Source organism: Helicobacter labetoulli (assembly GCF_003670275.1).
Taxonomy (GTDB): domain Bacteria; phylum Campylobacterota; class Campylobacteria; order Campylobacterales; family Helicobacteraceae; genus Helicobacter_C; species Helicobacter_C labetoulli.
Window position 1 is genome coordinate 1 of record NZ_QXJF01000026.1, and the last position, 16,159, is coordinate 16,159.

General features: G+C 37.4%; 20 protein-coding genes and 1 pseudogene. 9 read left to right on the top strand and 12 right to left on the bottom strand.

Annotated elements, in window-relative coordinates:
* Positions 1-76: 76 nt before the first annotated feature.
* A pseudogene (locus EBF12_RS10650) lies at positions 77-283 on the top strand (putative barnase/colicin E5 family endoribonuclease); the annotation flags it as partial.
* A gap of 8 nt (positions 284-291) precedes the next feature.
* On the opposite strand, the gene EBF12_RS10655 reads toward EBF12_RS10650, so the two are convergent.
* Both EBF12_RS10655 and EBF12_RS10660 read right to left on the bottom strand, forming a co-directional pair.
* The gene (locus tag EBF12_RS10655; RefSeq protein WP_121727625.1) at positions 292-726 is read right to left on the bottom strand and encodes a hypothetical protein; all 435 of its coding nucleotides are present in this window, start codon (positions 724-726) and stop codon (positions 292-294) included.
* Positions 719-1,201: an ImmA/IrrE family metallo-endopeptidase gene (locus tag EBF12_RS10660; RefSeq protein WP_121727626.1), complete on the bottom strand. Its 483-nt coding sequence runs from the start codon at positions 1,199-1,201 to the stop codon at positions 719-721. Before EBF12_RS10660 ends, EBF12_RS10655 begins: the two co-directional genes overlap by 8 nt.
* Positions 1,202-1,828: 627 nt before the next feature.
* On the opposite strand from EBF12_RS10660, the gene EBF12_RS10665 reads away from it, so the two are divergent.
* On the top strand, positions 1,829-2,197 hold the full coding sequence (locus tag EBF12_RS10665) for a hypothetical protein (protein WP_244196526.1): 369 nt from the start codon (positions 1,829-1,831) through the stop codon (positions 2,195-2,197).
* Here the strand turns inward: EBF12_RS10665 and EBF12_RS10670 are convergent.
* Entirely contained in the window at positions 2,194-2,448 is a 255-nt protein-coding gene (locus EBF12_RS10670; RefSeq protein WP_157979113.1) for a hypothetical protein, read from the bottom strand. The genes EBF12_RS10665 and EBF12_RS10670 overlap by 4 nt on opposite strands.
* A 205-nt stretch (positions 2,449-2,653) precedes the next feature.
* Between EBF12_RS10670 and EBF12_RS10675 the strand changes: the two genes are divergently transcribed.
* From EBF12_RS10675 to EBF12_RS10690, 4 genes are read left to right on the top strand one after another with little or no spacing between them, the layout of a single operon-like run.
* Entirely contained in the window at positions 2,654-2,911 is a 258-nt protein-coding gene (locus EBF12_RS10675) for a hypothetical protein (protein WP_121727628.1), read from the top strand.
* A gap of 5 nt (positions 2,912-2,916) precedes the next feature.
* Positions 2,917-3,093 (top strand): DUF1653 domain-containing protein, encoded by a 177-nt coding sequence (locus tag EBF12_RS10680; protein ID WP_121727629.1) that lies wholly within the window; start codon positions 2,917-2,919, stop codon positions 3,091-3,093.
* Complete coding sequence (locus EBF12_RS10685) at positions 3,090-3,563, top strand: YopX family protein (RefSeq protein ID WP_121727630.1); 474 nt, start codon at positions 3,090-3,092, stop codon at positions 3,561-3,563. Before EBF12_RS10680 ends, EBF12_RS10685 begins: the two co-directional genes overlap by 4 nt.
* Positions 3,557-3,907 (top strand): hypothetical protein, encoded by a 351-nt coding sequence (locus EBF12_RS10690; RefSeq protein WP_121727631.1) that lies wholly within the window; start codon positions 3,557-3,559, stop codon positions 3,905-3,907. Before EBF12_RS10685 ends, EBF12_RS10690 begins: the two co-directional genes overlap by 7 nt.
* Here the strand turns inward: EBF12_RS10690 and EBF12_RS10695 are convergent.
* The 5 genes from EBF12_RS10695 to EBF12_RS10715 form a co-directional block, all read right to left on the bottom strand.
* Positions 3,890-4,090: a hypothetical protein gene (locus tag EBF12_RS10695; protein ID WP_121727632.1), complete on the bottom strand. Its 201-nt coding sequence runs from the start codon at positions 4,088-4,090 to the stop codon at positions 3,890-3,892. The genes EBF12_RS10690 and EBF12_RS10695 overlap by 18 nt on opposite strands.
* A gap of 54 nt (positions 4,091-4,144) precedes the next feature.
* The gene (locus EBF12_RS10700) at positions 4,145-4,363 is read right to left on the bottom strand and encodes a hypothetical protein (RefSeq protein ID WP_121727633.1); all 219 of its coding nucleotides are present in this window, start codon (positions 4,361-4,363) and stop codon (positions 4,145-4,147) included.
* Positions 4,364-4,640: 277 nt separating this feature from the next.
* Positions 4,641-5,606, bottom strand: a complete 966-nt coding sequence (locus EBF12_RS10705) for a glycosyltransferase family 2 protein (protein WP_121727634.1) — start codon at positions 5,604-5,606, stop codon at positions 4,641-4,643.
* Complete coding sequence (locus tag EBF12_RS10710) at positions 5,603-5,779, bottom strand: hypothetical protein (protein WP_157979114.1); 177 nt, start codon at positions 5,777-5,779, stop codon at positions 5,603-5,605. The genes EBF12_RS10705 and EBF12_RS10710 overlap by 4 nt, the downstream gene beginning before the upstream one ends.
* 137 nt (positions 5,780-5,916) lie before the next feature.
* The gene (locus tag EBF12_RS10715; protein WP_121727636.1) at positions 5,917-7,125 is read right to left on the bottom strand and encodes an HD domain-containing protein; all 1,209 of its coding nucleotides are present in this window, start codon (positions 7,123-7,125) and stop codon (positions 5,917-5,919) included.
* A gap of 119 nt (positions 7,126-7,244) precedes the next feature.
* On the opposite strand from EBF12_RS10715, the gene EBF12_RS10720 reads away from it, so the two are divergent.
* Genes EBF12_RS10720 through gmd form a run of 3 tightly spaced genes read left to right on the top strand, consistent with a single transcriptional unit; the run spans position 7,245 to position 10,585 of the window.
* Positions 7,245-7,430 carry a hypothetical protein gene (locus tag EBF12_RS10720; RefSeq protein ID WP_121727637.1) on the top strand — a complete coding sequence of 62 codons (186 nt, stop codon included), beginning with the start codon at positions 7,245-7,247 and terminating at the stop codon, positions 7,428-7,430.
* A gap of 2 nt (positions 7,431-7,432) precedes the next feature.
* On the top strand, positions 7,433-9,421 hold the full coding sequence (locus EBF12_RS10725; RefSeq protein WP_121727638.1) for an FUSC family protein: 1,989 nt from the start codon (positions 7,433-7,435) through the stop codon (positions 9,419-9,421).
* A gap of 54 nt (positions 9,422-9,475) precedes the next feature.
* Positions 9,476-10,585, top strand: coding sequence for a GDP-mannose 4,6-dehydratase (gmd, locus tag EBF12_RS10730; protein ID WP_121727639.1), 1,110 nt, complete (start codon positions 9,476-9,478; stop codon positions 10,583-10,585).
* Between the two features lie 259 nt (positions 10,586-10,844).
* Here gmd and EBF12_RS10735 read toward each other — a convergent pair whose 3' ends face one another.
* The 4 genes from EBF12_RS10735 to nikA are packed head-to-tail and all read right to left on the bottom strand — an operon-like array spanning position 10,845 to position 15,868.
* Positions 10,845-11,552 carry an ABC transporter ATP-binding protein gene (locus EBF12_RS10735; RefSeq protein ID WP_121727640.1) on the bottom strand — a complete coding sequence of 236 codons (708 nt, stop codon included), beginning with the start codon at positions 11,550-11,552 and terminating at the stop codon, positions 10,845-10,847.
* Complete coding sequence (nikC, locus tag EBF12_RS10740) at positions 11,546-13,282, bottom strand: nickel ABC transporter permease subunit NikC (RefSeq protein ID WP_121727641.1); 1,737 nt, start codon at positions 13,280-13,282, stop codon at positions 11,546-11,548. The genes EBF12_RS10735 and nikC overlap by 7 nt, the downstream gene beginning before the upstream one ends.
* Positions 13,279-14,238, bottom strand: coding sequence for an ABC transporter permease subunit (locus tag EBF12_RS10745; protein WP_244196527.1), 960 nt, complete (start codon positions 14,236-14,238; stop codon positions 13,279-13,281). Before EBF12_RS10745 ends, nikC begins: the two co-directional genes overlap by 4 nt.
* Before the next feature lie 40 nt (positions 14,239-14,278).
* Positions 14,279-15,868 carry a nickel ABC transporter substrate-binding protein gene (gene nikA / locus EBF12_RS10750; RefSeq protein WP_121727642.1) on the bottom strand — a complete coding sequence of 530 codons (1,590 nt, stop codon included), beginning with the start codon at positions 15,866-15,868 and terminating at the stop codon, positions 14,279-14,281.
* Positions 15,869-16,159: the final 291 nt, after the last annotated feature.

The window sequence follows — 16,159 nt, forward strand, 5'->3', positions numbered from 1 at the left end:
CCACAACACCTCCATAAAAAGGGATTTTTGATGAAGTGGATTCTAGCGACATTGTTTTTACCGACAAAAAGGGGCAACTTTACAATACACAAAAGAAAATGGTGAGATTTTTAAAGTAGGATTAAAAGGAAATTGGAAAGGCGAACCTACACAAAATAAATGGATTATTACGGCTTATAAAGATGAAAGAGAAATGGCTAAGACCATTAACTCTAGCGATTTTACAAAAGGCGAGACTCTGCCTTTAAACTCTAAGGGCATTATACCACAAGAACCGCAATAGCGTGAAAACTATTTTTTGAATATCTCAATAATATTACTTATGCTATCTTTTAAAAATTTACCTAAAATGCACACAATGATAAATAAGCCTATTTTGTTAATAAGAGATATGTAAAAATCTGCTTTTTCGTTAAAACACTCATAAAAATAAATATTTAACCCCGCATAAGCAATTATCCAAAAGAAAATAAAGTAGATTTTAAATTTCTTAATTTGGTATTTACCAAAAAACAACCACACAAGGCGTTTGCCTAAAGCATTTACAATCTTTGCATTTTCTTTTAATGCTTCGGTATCATCAAGGAGTTTTTCATTTTCTACTTTTTTAATATTTTGCTTTGATAGTTCATTTTGGTATTTTATCTCATCTAGTTTTGCCGTGTTTGTTGCTAAGTCTTTTGCACTAGTTTGCGGAGTGGCATTCTCTGGAATTTGATTAGACATAGACAGCTATACCTAATTTATTTAATCGGTATTCCATAGCAAGCGATGAAACACCAAAATAACTCGCCATAGAATCTAAGGTATATTTATTGCCAGCAAGTCGCAACACTTCATCTTGTGGCATTAAGAGATTAGCAGCAAAAGTGTTAGCCTCTATCTCTTTTTCATCTAGTCCCAAAGCTGAGCTAGTGTCTCTTTTGCTAGTATGACTCGTGCCGTCATTGTGTAATATAAAATGTCCTATCTCGTGTGCTATACTGAAAACTTGCCTAGTGATATAGTCCGTAGCTTCTACAAAAATCTTTTTTTCTTTATAAAAAATCTGCCCTGATACATCGCGGGGTAGTGAAGCAGTAAAAACCTCTAAGCCATAAGCCTTAGCTACTAATATGGGGTCAATGGGGAATATATTTGCGACTTTGCTTCTTGCGGTTTGAGCTTGTGCTATCACAAACTGCTCTCTTGCATAGTCCATAATCAACTCCTTTGGGCTTACTTACAAATGGAGGCATTTTAGCACAAATTTTTAAAATCACAAGTAAAAAGATAGTGGATAAGATATAGCAAGGAGAACATTATACCACAAGATTCTACAAAACTACAATCTAACGCACATAGCAAAACTTAAGGTAAGGTTATAATGGATTTTTGGTAGTGATAGAACAAATAAGAAAGAAGCAAAATGAACTAGGCTATAAAAATATGTATTTTGAAAGGGGAATACTTAACGATGAAACACTTACAAGAATTTTCAAAAAGTAGTCAGCCTCCCAGCTTCCCTTCTAAGTTATTAGCTTAGTGCTATGTTTGGCTGATGAGACCTGATTATAGCAGAACTTTTTTAAAGAAAACTTATAGCTGTCTCTCCCTTATGCAATCTAGCACAACATAAAGGCGTTTTGTAATAATCTCCCTTAGCTAGTATCGGTTAAGGTGTTAAGAAGCTATAAGGATATTTGCCGTTATACCACAAAATTTTAACCCTACACTCTAATAAGGAAAACTGCTAAGATATAAATCTCGCTTGTAGTAATAGCCACAAGCCCCCGCTTTTAGCATAGGCGAAGCGGATTCTAACAAATAAGTAAGAAGGTAATAGAGTATGATAATAGACATAGATATGGTAATAACTCTACTCTTATTTATAGCTGTGATTATCTTGCGTTTATTTATACCTGTGATTATCTTGCGTTCTACCTATAGCAATGAAGCCTTTGCTACAATAGAAAAAAGCAATAAAGAATGTTTTGTTGCAGAAGTGCAAAAATACGCAGAAGTTGGGTATTATCCTATCAGTGATTGCGTGATTGATGATTATGGCAACTATAAAATACACTTAAAAAAAGACTTGAAAACCTACACAGATTCACAGGTGCAAAAGGCGGAAAGGGCGATTTTTTATACTGCTATGATTGCAAGCTTTATCTTTGGCTTGGGCGTTGGGTATTTTATCTCAGTATCTCTACTCTAAGCATTAAAGCGGAAGCTATTTAATCGCTTTTGTAAGGAGCGTATCTCTCTATCTTTACGCTCACAACTTTCCTTTAAACTCTCTATAATTTGCATATAGCCTTGCTCTTCCACACTACCTAAGCTTTGAGATTTTTGCAAAGTAGATTCTAAAGTGGCGATTTGAGATTGCAGGGCTTGTTTCTCTAGGCGTAATTCCTTATATGAGCGTTTAAGAAGCTTGTGAGATTCTTTTATTATCAATTTTGCCACACTAAAGCCTATAACAAAGCCTGAAACAAAAGCACTTAAAAGCATTGCATAATATTTTTAACCCTTTTTTTACAATGGCAAAGATTCTATCATAATGCTTAAAAAAATAAAAGGGATTAAAAATGGAAGGTGTGATTATGCTATTTACTTGCTTTGGCTTTTTGCTGGGCGTTGTAGTGGCTTTAAATCTTGCGGGAGAATATAAATGAGTGGCTTAGTGATTGTAGGGAGCTTATGCAGTGTATTTGTAGGGTGGGTTGGGCTATTAACCTTAAAAGAATATAGGGAGTTAAGAAAGCAAAGAGATGAGATTCTTGCAAAGCTAGAAGCACAAAGGAAGCACGATGAAAAGGCAATGGAATTTTATATGCAGGTGAGTAAAGATGGACTAAGAGAATATAGAGATTTTTTTACAGAGAATGATTCTACAAGCCCCCACAAAACTAAAAAGCCCTTTGAATAAAAAAGATGAATCTTACTTATACACATAAGGTTAAGGGTGGTGAGTATAAGATACTCTCCCTTGCCATTTATAAAACAAATAATGTAGATTCTTTAGTGGTCGTTTATGCAAACTTGCAAGGGGAGAATTTTGTAAGAGATTATAAAGACTTTGTAAATAAGTTTAAGGAGAAAGAGCAATGAAACTAGCAGATTTTGATTTTAGAATTTGGGATAAAGGCGAAAAGAGCCTTATCTATGCAAGTAAGGATTGGAAGCTAAGCATAGGTTTTTCTAACCCACAGCAAGATAATGGCGAGACTAAAAGTGTGTTGCACGCATACTATGATAGCCAACCGCAATGCCCTGATGATTGTGAAATAGAGCTATGGAGTGGATTCTATGATAGCAGGGGCATAAAGATTTATGAGGGGGATATAGTAAAATATGACTCAAACACAAGACCGCTAGTAGCAGTGTTTGAGAAAAACACATTCTATATTGTGGATACAAGCATAAAAAAGGATTTGCAAGTAGATTGTGGCACACGATTGCAAGGCATATATGATAATAGAAGCAATGGCTATAAAGACAATAAGCTAGAGTGCCTAGAAGTGCTAGGTAACATACACGAGAATGCGGAGCTATTAAAGGCAAAGGAGAGCAAATGCTAAGTGAAAAGTTTGTTTGTGATTTTCTAAATGCTAGTGGTTACGATGAGAACTCTGAAAAGATAGAGAAAGGCAAATACAAGCCTAAATTAAGTGAAGATGAGTTAATTAGGCAAAGCGAGATTATAAAGGATTATTCCATAGGGAGTATGTTACGAGCTATTTTTGACCCTATTTTTATTATACCAGAAGCTTTAAAAGGCTTATTTGTGGGTATGTTGTTTTTTATTCTTTTACCTTTTTTAATCATAAAAAGTGTGGTTAAAAGGTGGCGTGAAGCAAGAATACTTTTTGTGTTACTTAAGCATAGAAAAGAGCTTAAAGCTTTGTTAGAGCAAAATGGGTAAAGTCTGCCTCCGCTTGTGATTTGCCCCGCTCCACACATTTTGACTAGCTTTTTTACATTGATTTTTTGTTTTAATTTTTTGTATTCTCACCCACATTTGAATTGTTTTTGCCCCTTGCTTTGCCATTTTTGACTTTTTTTTGCACTCGCCCCACATTTGCCTTACTGCTTTTTCATCGCCCACACTCCTCCCACATTTTGAAGTAGTGGCGATTTTGGTGTTTTTGTTTTTTGCTTTTTAAAATGATTTGTTTTGCGTGGATTGTGGAATAATTTGCAAAGATTTGGGATTTTGTGAAAAAAAAATTGCAAATGCAAAAAATGCGATTCTGCGTTTTTGGGCTTTGGGGTTGTGGTTTGCCTTGTGCTTGAAATGTCGTGTAGTGCGTTGATTTGTGTATAGTGTGTGGAGTGGATTAAAAGTGGTTTGAAGTGTGGAGTGTGGAATAATTTGCAAAAATGTTAGTCTTTGAAAGGGCGTGGATTTTGATTTTTTTGTAAAAAAGTGCAAAATTTGTGATATTATTCTGCGATTTTTGATTTAAGGAATCGTGTTTTTTGGAAAGTGTGTCAAGTTTTGTGCCAAATGCCTTATGTGTGTGGCGTGAAGCGTGAGAAATGATAAATAACCTTTATTGTTGAGCTTAATGAGAAAAGCTTGATTTTTAGGAATTTTATGGGCTTTGCTGGAAGTGGGCTTGGGATTAAGAATTGGTGTTTGTAGAATCTAGATTCTACACCACCTCTTCAATAAAATATCGCGGTCGCCGCTTAGATTCTGCATAAATCTTGCCGACATACTCCCCAATAATCCCAAGACTTAAAAGCTGAATTCCACTAAAAAAGCATAAGGGAATAATCGTAGAAGCCCAGCCATACACCACGCCATCGGTAAAAAGCTTCACAAAAAGAGCATAACAGCCAAGTGCGATTGAAAGCACAAAAAACACAATGCCTAGCACACTCACAAGCCTTAATGGCACGACACTAAAGCTTGTTATGCCATTCCACGCGAAAGATAGCATTTTGGTTAAAGGATACTTTGACTCCCCAGCAAAACGCTCTAGCCTATCATACTCTACTATCGCAGTTTTGAAACCAAGCAAAGGCACAATGCCACGCAAAAATAGATTCACTTCACTAAATCTCAAAAGTGCTTGAATAGCCCTATTTGAGAGCAGTCTATAATCAGCGTGATTATAAGTGATTTTTACGCCCATAATCTCCATAAGTCTATAAAAACCAATTGCGGTATGCTTTTTAAACAAGCTATCTTTTTGGCGAGATTTTCTTACGCCTAAAATGACTTCAGCCCCTGCCTTTGCCTTTGCTACAAACTCATCAAATACACTAATATCATCTTGTAAATCACAATCTATACTGATAGCACAATCGCATTTATCCGCCACATATTCTAGCCCTGCTAAAAGGGCGTTTTGATGTCCGCAATTGGAAGAAAGTTTTAATGCTTTGGTGGCAATACTACATTGTTTAGATTCTATACCTACAGAATCTTTGCCTAAAGAGCATAAAATCTCCCAAGTCCTATCCTTGCTCCCATCATCAACAAAACACAAAAAACTATTAGGCGAAACTTTGCCTTGAGCTACAAGCCTAGTAAGCACTTTACTTAGCTCCTGATGTGTGTGTTTTAGCACAGCCTCTTCATTATAAGCAGGAATCACTATGCAAAGCTTCATTGTTTTGCCTTGTAGAAGTCTATGTTATCTTTTTTTACGAGTTTTGCCCAAGTCGTGCTTTTAGCAGAATCTAAGAATATTAGAGGATTTAAAGGAGCTTGAAAGATTTTAATTATACTTTTAACGGGGGGGGGGCAAAATAACGGGGGGGCAAAAGATAAACTTAATTGCATATTGTCATATCCTTGCATTTCTTACCTTTCATTTTAGAATCTTAAACGCGAGATTCTAAAATATTTTGACTTACATATTTCTAAACACAATTTTAAAAATTTAACCTTAGGATTCTATTCTTATAGATTCTACAAACTTATGCAAAATCCCTAAAGAGTTTGCCCACATCAACGCCACACATCACCTTATCAGCACATTTATCATAAATGCCTTTTGCACCACTAAGTAAATCATCGCTTGATATGCCGTGGCTTATGGAAATCTTTGCCTCCAAATACGCGCTTAAGTTATCAAAAATCTTTAAAAACTCCCCATACACGCCATTAAACTCATCTTGATTATAAGTTTGCATTAGGCTTTCTCCATCTGCGGTATAGCAAAAATGCTCTATCTTGTAGCGGTTACTAAACTCATTTTGCGTAAAATAACAAATATCATCTTGTATATTTGGCGGCACAATAGCTAGAATCTTCTCATTCACCGCCTCTTCTTCTATCTTTTTGATAAACTCATCAAGCCCCTTCACACTTCGCTTAATAGGCGAGATAATATCACGCGTTAGAATCTCGGGCAAGTCGTGAAACAATCCGCATAAAAAGTGATTAATCCGCATTTGTTTGCAACAGCCTATATCAAAGCTTACCAAATACGCACTCAAAGCTACAATCAGCGTGTGTCCTAGCACAGAAGTTGCTGGGATTCTAGGCGTTTGACTCCAACGCTTTTGAAACCTTAACTGCCCAAACATCGTTACAAGCTCTCTTACATTTTCATACAACATAATGTGCTGCATACCTGCTAGATGATAATGCTCCTCCACTTGCTTATTGATGATATTGCGGATATTTTGCACATCATACATATAGGGATTAAAATGATAAATAATATCAAACTCCCATTTAGACGCATAATAATGAGAAGCTTTTAGAATCTGAGCTTCAATGTTGCTTTTATTACTTGTGAGATATTCTTTCATTTGTGGGAAAAACTCATACACTTTGAGTTCAGATTCTAATTGATTGCACACAAATTCTACAAGCTCTTTATTATGGGATTGTTGGAGCTTGTGAAACACTGGAGGCTTAATGTCTGTTAGCACAATGCGTTCAAAAAACTCAAAACAAAATTGCAAAATTAATGCCTCCCAATCTATGCTCACTCCACGCACATATTCCTCATATTTTGCTAAAAGATAAGCAATGACTATCTTATGGGCTTGTTTATCAAGCTCTACAAACTCCACAGGTGTAGCGTGATCATTCCATCGGCGGATACTTGCAGCGACAAAAATCTTTTTTAATAGCTCCGCACTTAATCTTGGTGGCTTTGACATATCACAAGACATAAACTCTCCTTGCTTTGTTAAATCTTAGAATCTGCTAGATTCTATACTATTTTATGTAAATCCTAAGCAAAAATGGCATTAAAAATGCTTGATAAATCTAAAAAATGAAGGAGTTTTGTATGAAGCTTAAAACGAATATCACATTGCTTATGTGTGCGTTGATGGTGAGCATTACTTTAAGTGCGTGTAGTAGTAAAAAGCAGCCTGTGGGGAATTTTCAAAGTGTTGAATGTCGCACAATTTGCACTAATGGATCTTGCACACAGCAATGTATCGGTGCGAGTGGAGATTATTACGCAAAATAATTATGCTAAAAGCCTTACATAATCTCATCTTTAGACGCTTTATTTATGTCTATGATGCAGGATATTTTGGACTTATCTATTCTATAAAAGCAATGATTGCCCTAAGCATTAGTGGGGCGATTTGCTATTTTTTGCTCGGTGCAGATGTGCTTATTTGGTCTGTAATGATGGCAATGTATGTGTTTTTTCTTAATGGTTTTAAGAGCAATAAAGATATGGATTGGAAATATCTTGTGCTATTTGTAGCCTTTGTATGCACACTTATACCTACTTTTGGCATATTTGATGAAAGCTTGTGGCTTATTTTACTTTCATCTATTCTTGCTTTTAGTATTGGAGTGAGCGAAGTCTATGATAGCGATTTGCCAAAGGTGCTGAATCTTGCTTTAGTGAATGCATTGGTAGCAACCATTTATGTAAGCTCACATTTAGATGTGCCTTTATGGCATAGTGTTTTAGCGGCTTTTATCGGCGGAAGTGTCAGTATATTTGTTAGGCTTTTTGTATCTTTTGGGGAATATGGACGCTTTATCCAAGTGCAGTTTGTGCTTATCCTTATGCACCTTGCCAATATGAGTAAATCCATTGGAAGCAAGGACTACTCATTGTTTCAATCCATTTTTATTAATCATCTCCCCCTGTTAAAAAGCAAACTTACCTCACAATCAGCCAAAATCAAAGATACACATTCCATCAAAAACCACAAACGCGCCCTATTTTATCTCTACAAGCTTGAATCTGTCTGCTACACACTTGATATACTGCACGATTATTTTAAACAACACGATTCTGCCCTGCTCCACAATCTGCGTGATGAAATCACTCAAAATCTCCGCGAACTTAGCTCTATCTTTTTTGGGAAAAAGCCAAATATCAGCAAAGCCTCATTCCTTAAAGCCTCTCAAGATATACAAGATACTCAATTCTTAAATGCTTTAAAGATTTTTTACTCAAAAATAGAATCTTTCACGCGTCTTTCATCATTGCAGTCCCAAGCCTTTGTAGAAAATACTAAAACAAAAACACTTCAAAGTATGTATCAAGAGCTTAAGACAAATCCATTGCCATTCTTCTATGGTATTACTTATGCAAGTGCAATGAGTATTGCAATGTTTATCGCACAATTTTTTCATATCAATCACGGCGCGTGGATTGCCCTTGGGGTAATGACAATGATGAATCAAAATATAGACACCATTAAAACTTTAGGTAAAGATTCTATCCTTGGGAGTTTTATGGGGCTTGTGCTAGGCGTGCTTTTAGTCGTGTTTGGTTTTGGACATACTTGGCTTTATGTCATTTTTGTTATCAATCTTTTTTTGGTGATTTATTTTAAATCCTATCCTTTTATGCTATGGTCTTTGGTGCTTATGCTTGAGCTTGTGCTGATGTTTGCCCTTGTAGATGATAATTTTATTGAGCTTATTTTATATCGTTTTGGGGATATTTTATTTGGATTTCTCATCGCCTTTTTGACTGCTAAAATCATCTATCCACGATATAGTGCTGATGAGCTTATTCCCAAGCTTAAAAGCACCCTGCAAAGCTTAAGCACACTTACACTTGATTTAGAGCAAAACAAACAACATATTCTGCAAGGGCAAAATCAGCTTATACGCAACTTTGATGAGCTTTCACTCCTTATCCGCAAAAATAAAGATAATAACAAACGCTACCCAGCCTCTATTTTGCAGCAATTTGACACTTTACAAAAGCATTTTTTACAGCTTAAGAATCTAAGCATTATGTTGTGCGAAAAGATTCAAAGCATATCGCCGCAGGATACCTTGCTTTTAAAAAATGACTTAAAAGCCCTGCGTGTGCGATATGATATGCTTTGTGCTTTGCTAGATTCTAAGCCATATTACTTTAGCACTGATGAAGATGAGCGATTTTTACTCAAAGATACGCAGATTTATCCTAGCATTTTACATATCTTTGAATCTCAAAATCACATCTATGTTTTTTTACATATAGCGTTGAAAAAATAATGATTTAAGCCAAACTTCCCTACAATACGCGACAATTTACAATAAAGGATAGCGATGAAAAGAGCATTAATCACAGGGATTACCGGACAAGATGGAGCATACTTAGCAGAGTTTTTACTCAAAAAAGGTTATGAGGTGCACGGCATAAAACGCCGAAGCTCACTTTTTAACACTGATAGAATAGATCATCTCTACCAAGATCCACACATTGATAATCGTAACTTTTTCCTACACTATGGGGATTTAACAGATTCTATGAATCTCACACGCATTATTGCTGATACAAAACCCGATGAGATTTATAATCTTGCGGCAATGAGCCATGTAGCGGTAAGTTTTGAAACGCCAGAATACACCGCTAATGCCGATGGCATAGGCACACTTAGAATCTTAGAAGCAGTTAGACTACTTGGGCTAACTGAAAAAAGCAAAATCTATCAGGCTTCTACAAGTGAGCTTTATGGACTAGTGCAGGAGATTCCACAAAGTGAGAAAACGCCCTTTTATCCTCGCTCCCCCTATGCGTGTGCAAAGCTCTATGCGTATTGGATAACAGTCAATTACAGAGAGGCATATAATATTTTTGCAAGTAATGGAATCTTATTTAACCACGAAAGCCCCATACGCGGCGAGACTTTTGTAACAAGAAAAATCACTCGTGCAGTAGCAAAAATCGCCCTAGGACTACAAGATAAGCTGTATTTAGGGAATCTAAGTGCAAAGCGCGATTGGGGACACGCAAAGGATTATGTGCGTATGATGTGGATGATTTTACAGGCACAAAAAGCTGAAGATTGGGTTATTGCCACAGGCGTTACCACTGAAGTGCGAGACTTTGTTAAAATGGCATTTAATGAGCTTGGTATTGAAGTGGAATTCCGCGGCGAATGTGTGAATGAAAAGGGCTATATCAGGGCGTGTAATGGGGAGTTTAAGCTAGAGCTTGGCAAAGAAGTGGTGTGTGTAGATGAACGCTACTTCCGCCCAACCGAAGTGGATTTACTCATCGGCGATGCGAGCAAGGCGAGAGAGAAGCTCGGGTGGATTCCCGAATATGACTTAAATGCTCTAGTAAAAGATATGATGCAAAGTGATTTAAAACTTATGCAAAAGGATAAATACTTAAAAGAGGGCGGCTATAAGATTCTAAGCTATTTTGAATAGAATCTTATAGCTTAAAGGTTTATAAGAGTTTTCACACATTATAAAAATACTGCACTTAAACTTACTAAAAAACATATCGGTTTATGTTTATGCTGAAAAAAGACATAGGAGCTATGGATTTACAATCAGTGGTGCGTGTGCAAGACAAAATATACAAGGCATAGATTCTACTCTTTGATACATAAGGGAGCAAATCCTACAAGATGAAACTTTCACATATCTTTGGAGAAAAGCATTAAAGAGCAAATAAGGGGCTTTATTATATCAGTTTGCCCTGCTCTAACACATATACTTTTTCACAAAATCTTAATGCCACACTCTCATCGTGGGTAATAAGCACAACACCCGCTCCACTTTGCTCCTGCCATTCCCGCAAAAACTCTAGCACTTCATCACATAGCTCATAATCAAGCCCTGATAAGCTCTCATCTAAAATTAAGATTCTAGGCTCAAGCAACAAAGCACGGATAAGGCAGATTCTCTGTGCTTCCCCACCTGAAATCATCGCTACACTTTTATCTAAAATCTCTTTGGGCAAACTTAGCTTTTGGTATAGCCTTTCTATATGGATTTGAATCTGCTCTTTTGTCCGCCCTGCCCCAAGATACAAAAGCGGTTCTAATATATTTTCATAGCAGCTAAAACGCGGATTCAAACTAGAAAGAGAATCTTGAAAGAGCATTTGCACTTGTGAGTAAAAACTCCGCCTTTGAGCAAGTGAGCTAAGATTAAGCCTTGCTCCATTAAAACGCACTTGTCCTACCTGTCCTAGCTCATCAATACTAGGCTGCAAGATTCCACACATTACTTGTGCTAATGTGCTTTTTCCACAGCCGCTACTCCCCATAATCGCATAGCTTTTGGCTTTCTCAATCCGCAAAGAAATATGCCACAGAATCTGCTTTTCACTCTTAGAAAACAAACGATAGGTGCGATGATAAAAAGATACATTTTCTAGCTCTAGCATAATTCCCCTTGCAGCAGATTCTTATGATTCTTATGCGATATGGCTTTAATACCTTGAGCTAAGATTCTATCTAAGCGTTTGAGTGTTGGGCTTTGCGGGGAGCTTATAAAGTCGCCTGTGTTACCCTGCAGAATTAGTTTTTTGTATCCGCTCTCATCTCTTTGAATCTTGCCTTTTTCAATGATTTTACCCTGAGAGATGACATTCACAGAATCTGCATTTTGTGCTACCACCTCCAAATCGTGCGTGATAAGCAAAATCCCCAAAGACTTTTGCTTTTGCAAATTTTTCAAGGTGCTTAGAATCTCATCTGCTTTTCTTTTATCTAAATCACTGCTAGGCTCATCAGCGATGATAAAAGGTGCTTGTGTAAGCAAGGCTAGAGCTATCATTGCCCTTTGTAGCATTCCACCACTAAGCTCAAAAGGATAAGATTCTAAATATTTTGAATCTAGCCTAGCTTGTTGAAAGCACTCTAAAATAAATGCTTTGTCATAAGGCTTTTTCAGGGCTTTTAAGCTCTCTTTGCAATGGGCGTGGAGTGTTAGAAGTGGATTAAAGCAGGTTCTAGGATTTTGCATAATGCTTATAAATGCCCTGCCCCGATATGAGATAGGATTCACCACTACTCCATTAAGACGCACTTCACCGCTTGTTTGAGTGAGATTATCAGCAAGAAAGCTTTGCAACGCATAGGCAATAAGCGACTTGCCACTGCCGCTTCTGCCTAGCAGTGCTACGCATTCTCCACGCTTAAGCTCCAAATCTATGGAAGATAAAAGCGGTGTGTAAGAATCTTGCCCTTTATAATCCTGCCTTTTATAATCCTTTCTTGCAATACCAAGATTCACAACACTTAGGCTTTGCAACTCTTTTGCAGGAATATTGTGTGAATCTTTACCCACACCCTTTATATCATTAAGCCCCACTTTTACCCCAAGATTATCCCTCAAGCTCTCTCCCAAAAGATTACACAACGCCACACTTACAAACAACGCCAACCCCGGATACAAAATCAAATGCGGATAATCCCACATATACTCTTTTGCTTCACTTATCATCACACCCCATTCCGCGTTGGGCGGCTGCACTCCAAGCCCCAAAAATGACAAACCCGCAATATGCAGCATAATATGCCCCACATCCATACTAGCTAAAACAAGGCATTGACTCATAATAGGCGTAAAAATATGTCGTCTAAATCGCTCAAATCCACTTGCCCCAAAAGTGTAAGATAAAAGGATATATTCCTTATTTTTAAGGCTAAAGACAACGCCACGCACAATTCTTGCATACCACGCCCAATGTGTCGCAACAATAGCCAAAATCACATTCTCTAGTCCAGCCCCTAAGATTCCAACCATAAACAACGAAAGTGCGATTGTAGGCACACTCATAAAAATATCACAAATCCGCATACATATACTATCAAGCCTTCCACCCAAAAAGCCACATAATCCCCCTATGCAAATACCCAAAGCCACAATCAAAAACAAAATAACAAAAGTGCTGCCAAGTGAGATTCTAGCCCCATACAACAAACGAGAGAAAATATCCCTCCCCAAATAATCTGTCCCTAAAATATGCTCAAAACTCGCGGCAAGTAACCTTGAATCAAGATTCTGCATATTTGGTGGATAAGGTGCAAGCAATGGAGCAAAAAGAGCAATAATACATAAAAGCCCCACCCCACACAAAGCCACCCTGCCTAAAAGGCTTAACTCCTTCATAGAATATTCCTACCTTTTTGCTCTTTCATAGTTCTAGCAATGCGTGGATCAAGCAAGGCATAGAGAATATCCACTATTGCATTACATACTACAAAGCATATACACAGCACCACAATAAAGCATTCAATCACCGGATAATCGTGATTGGCAATGCCTTGAATACTATATAGCCCAATGCCCGGCAGTGCAAACACACTCTCAATCACAATCGCCCCGCCAATCAATTCGCCTATGTGCATACCCATTGCGGTTAAAATTGGCAAAAACGCATTATAAAAAATATGAGCGATATGCAGCCTCACACCGCGAATATTCCGCATTTTAGCATACACAATATGTCTTTCTTTCTGCACTTCTAGCATATTTGAGCGAATAAGCCTAGCATTAATACACATAGACATCAACGCTATACTCACACTTGGCAAAATAAAGCTCTTTGCCCCTTCCATTCCCACAGCAGGCAACCACCCAAGATAAACACTAAACAACAAAACAAGCAAAAAAGCAAGCCAAAAGTTTGGCATACTCACACCCACAAAGCAAAAAATCCTTATTACAGAATCTAACAACCTATTATGATAATACGCACTTAAAATCCCAAGCAGCAAGGAACAAGCAAAGCTTAACACAAAGCCACAACACACAAGCATTAAAGTCGTAGGCAAAAAATGTAAAAAGTCTTCGCTCACACTTCTACCGGTCATATATGAAACGCCAAAATCAAGCCATAAAGCATCACCTAGCCATAAAATATACTGCTCAATTAAACTCTTATCTAAGCCAAAGCTCTTTTTTAGCTCATTTATCAGCTCAGGCGTAGCGGGGAGATTTGACTGCAAAATATAGCTCATCACCGGATCGCTCCCACCCAAACGCAATAGGCAAAATGCCACAAATGAGCTTATAAGCACAATAGGAATAATCCATAGGATTCTAGCAATAATAATTGACTTCACGCTTTATGCCCCCATTTTTATAATCCAAAATAGCCCTGCCCTACTCATACATCTCCCAAAATGGCACTTCATAGCCCACAACCCCCATTTGTATGCCCTTAATTTTTCTATGTGCGATAGCCTTATTTTTTTGCAATGTGAGCGGCAAATACACGCCACTTTCTTCAAGCATTTCTAATGCTTTACTTAGCTTATTCTTAAAATCCTTAGATTCTACATTAGTGGCAATCACATCACGCAGAGCTTTTTCAAGTAAAGGTTTATTCTCTAGTCCCGATTGTGCGGAAAAATCAATATGTCCGGGCACAAGCATAGAATACAGCACACTCAAAGGCTCATATGGCGTACCCCAAGTCTCTCCAAATGCCAAATCAAACTGCCCCTTAAGCAACGCATTGCGATACATACTTGGCTCACTCGCCCTTAGACGCACTTTTACCCCCGCTTTTTGCAAATCACTTTGCACTATTTCAGCCATCATTTTATGTGCTGGATTATCCCCACTGAAGAGAATCTCAAGCCCTCTTTGACACAGATTCTGTAGCGTGGCAGGATTTATGCCATTTAAAGTATTGTCCTGCTCATTAAAAAGTGTAAGCACAAATACTTTAGAATCTGCCATATCGCTTTGCAAGGGCTTTTTGCCTTGATATTCACAGCTCATTAGACATTGTGCAGAATCTTGCAATCCACCATAGACTGCCAAAACAAGCCTTTGTTTATCAATCATAGAGGCTAAACCTTTGCGTAGCTTTTGATTGAGTGTGCGATCCCCAAGGTTGAGATTATGAGAGCTAGAGTTAAACACAAGGCTAGTGGTAGAAAGTGGCAAACTCATATAAGTAGCAAACTTTGTGTTATTTTGCATACTTTTAAAGATTTCAAGCGGAATTTGATCATTCCCATAAATCAAGTCAATCTGCCCACTTTTAAGGGCAGCTAGTTTGGCGTTTGGGTCAAAAATGACTTTGAGCAATATTTCATCATAATAGATTCCATTATATCGCTCTATATCCCAATAGTGCGGATTTTTCTGCAAAGTATCGCTTATGCCAAGCTTTGAATCTGCAAGCATATACGCACCTGTGCCAATGGGTTTTGGATTATGCTTAATCAAATCTAAATCTTTTGGAAAAGCACTTGGAGCTAGGAATCTAAAAGGACGCACCACTGCAAGCTCGTTGAGCGTTGGACTATATGGGGCTTTAAGCGTGATTTTTATACTGTAATCATCAAGCTTTTTTATAGATTCAATATGGCTCACCAAACCACTCCAAGAATGACGCACTTTATTTTTGAGAATAGATTCAAAATTAATAAGCACCGCATCAGCGTTAAACGCCTCGCCATTTGAAAATCTCACCCCCTTACGCAAAGTAAAAGTATAAGATAGTCCATCCTTACTTATCTGCCAAGAAGTCGCCAAATGCGGGATAATATTGCCTTTTTTATCCACACTCACCAAACCTTCATAAATGCTATTTTGTGCAAACATCGCATTGCCGTGATAGCCTTGAGGATTCATCACACCAATATTATTTGAAACCGCCATAATCAAGGTATTTTTGCCATACAATGTCCCAAAAGTGAAACTTACCAAACATAGAATCTTTACCACACAGCCACGCATACACACTCCATAATCAGTATATCAAAAGTAGTAAAAATACTTATTATATCACATTTAACGCATAAAAAAACAAAATAAGTAATACTAAAATATTGGCAAAACTCTCGGTAGCTTATAAACCCACTCTCTCAAACAACAAAAACTCTTTGTTGTTTTTTTATGGCTAAAATAAGTGGGAAATTCAAATGGTAGAAAATTTTGCTAAAAAAGGCTCATCTAAAATGCTCTTCAACTCCTATCTTTTCATCTTTTGCTTTTTGCCTATTGTTTGGGTTGTGTTTCATATCCTAA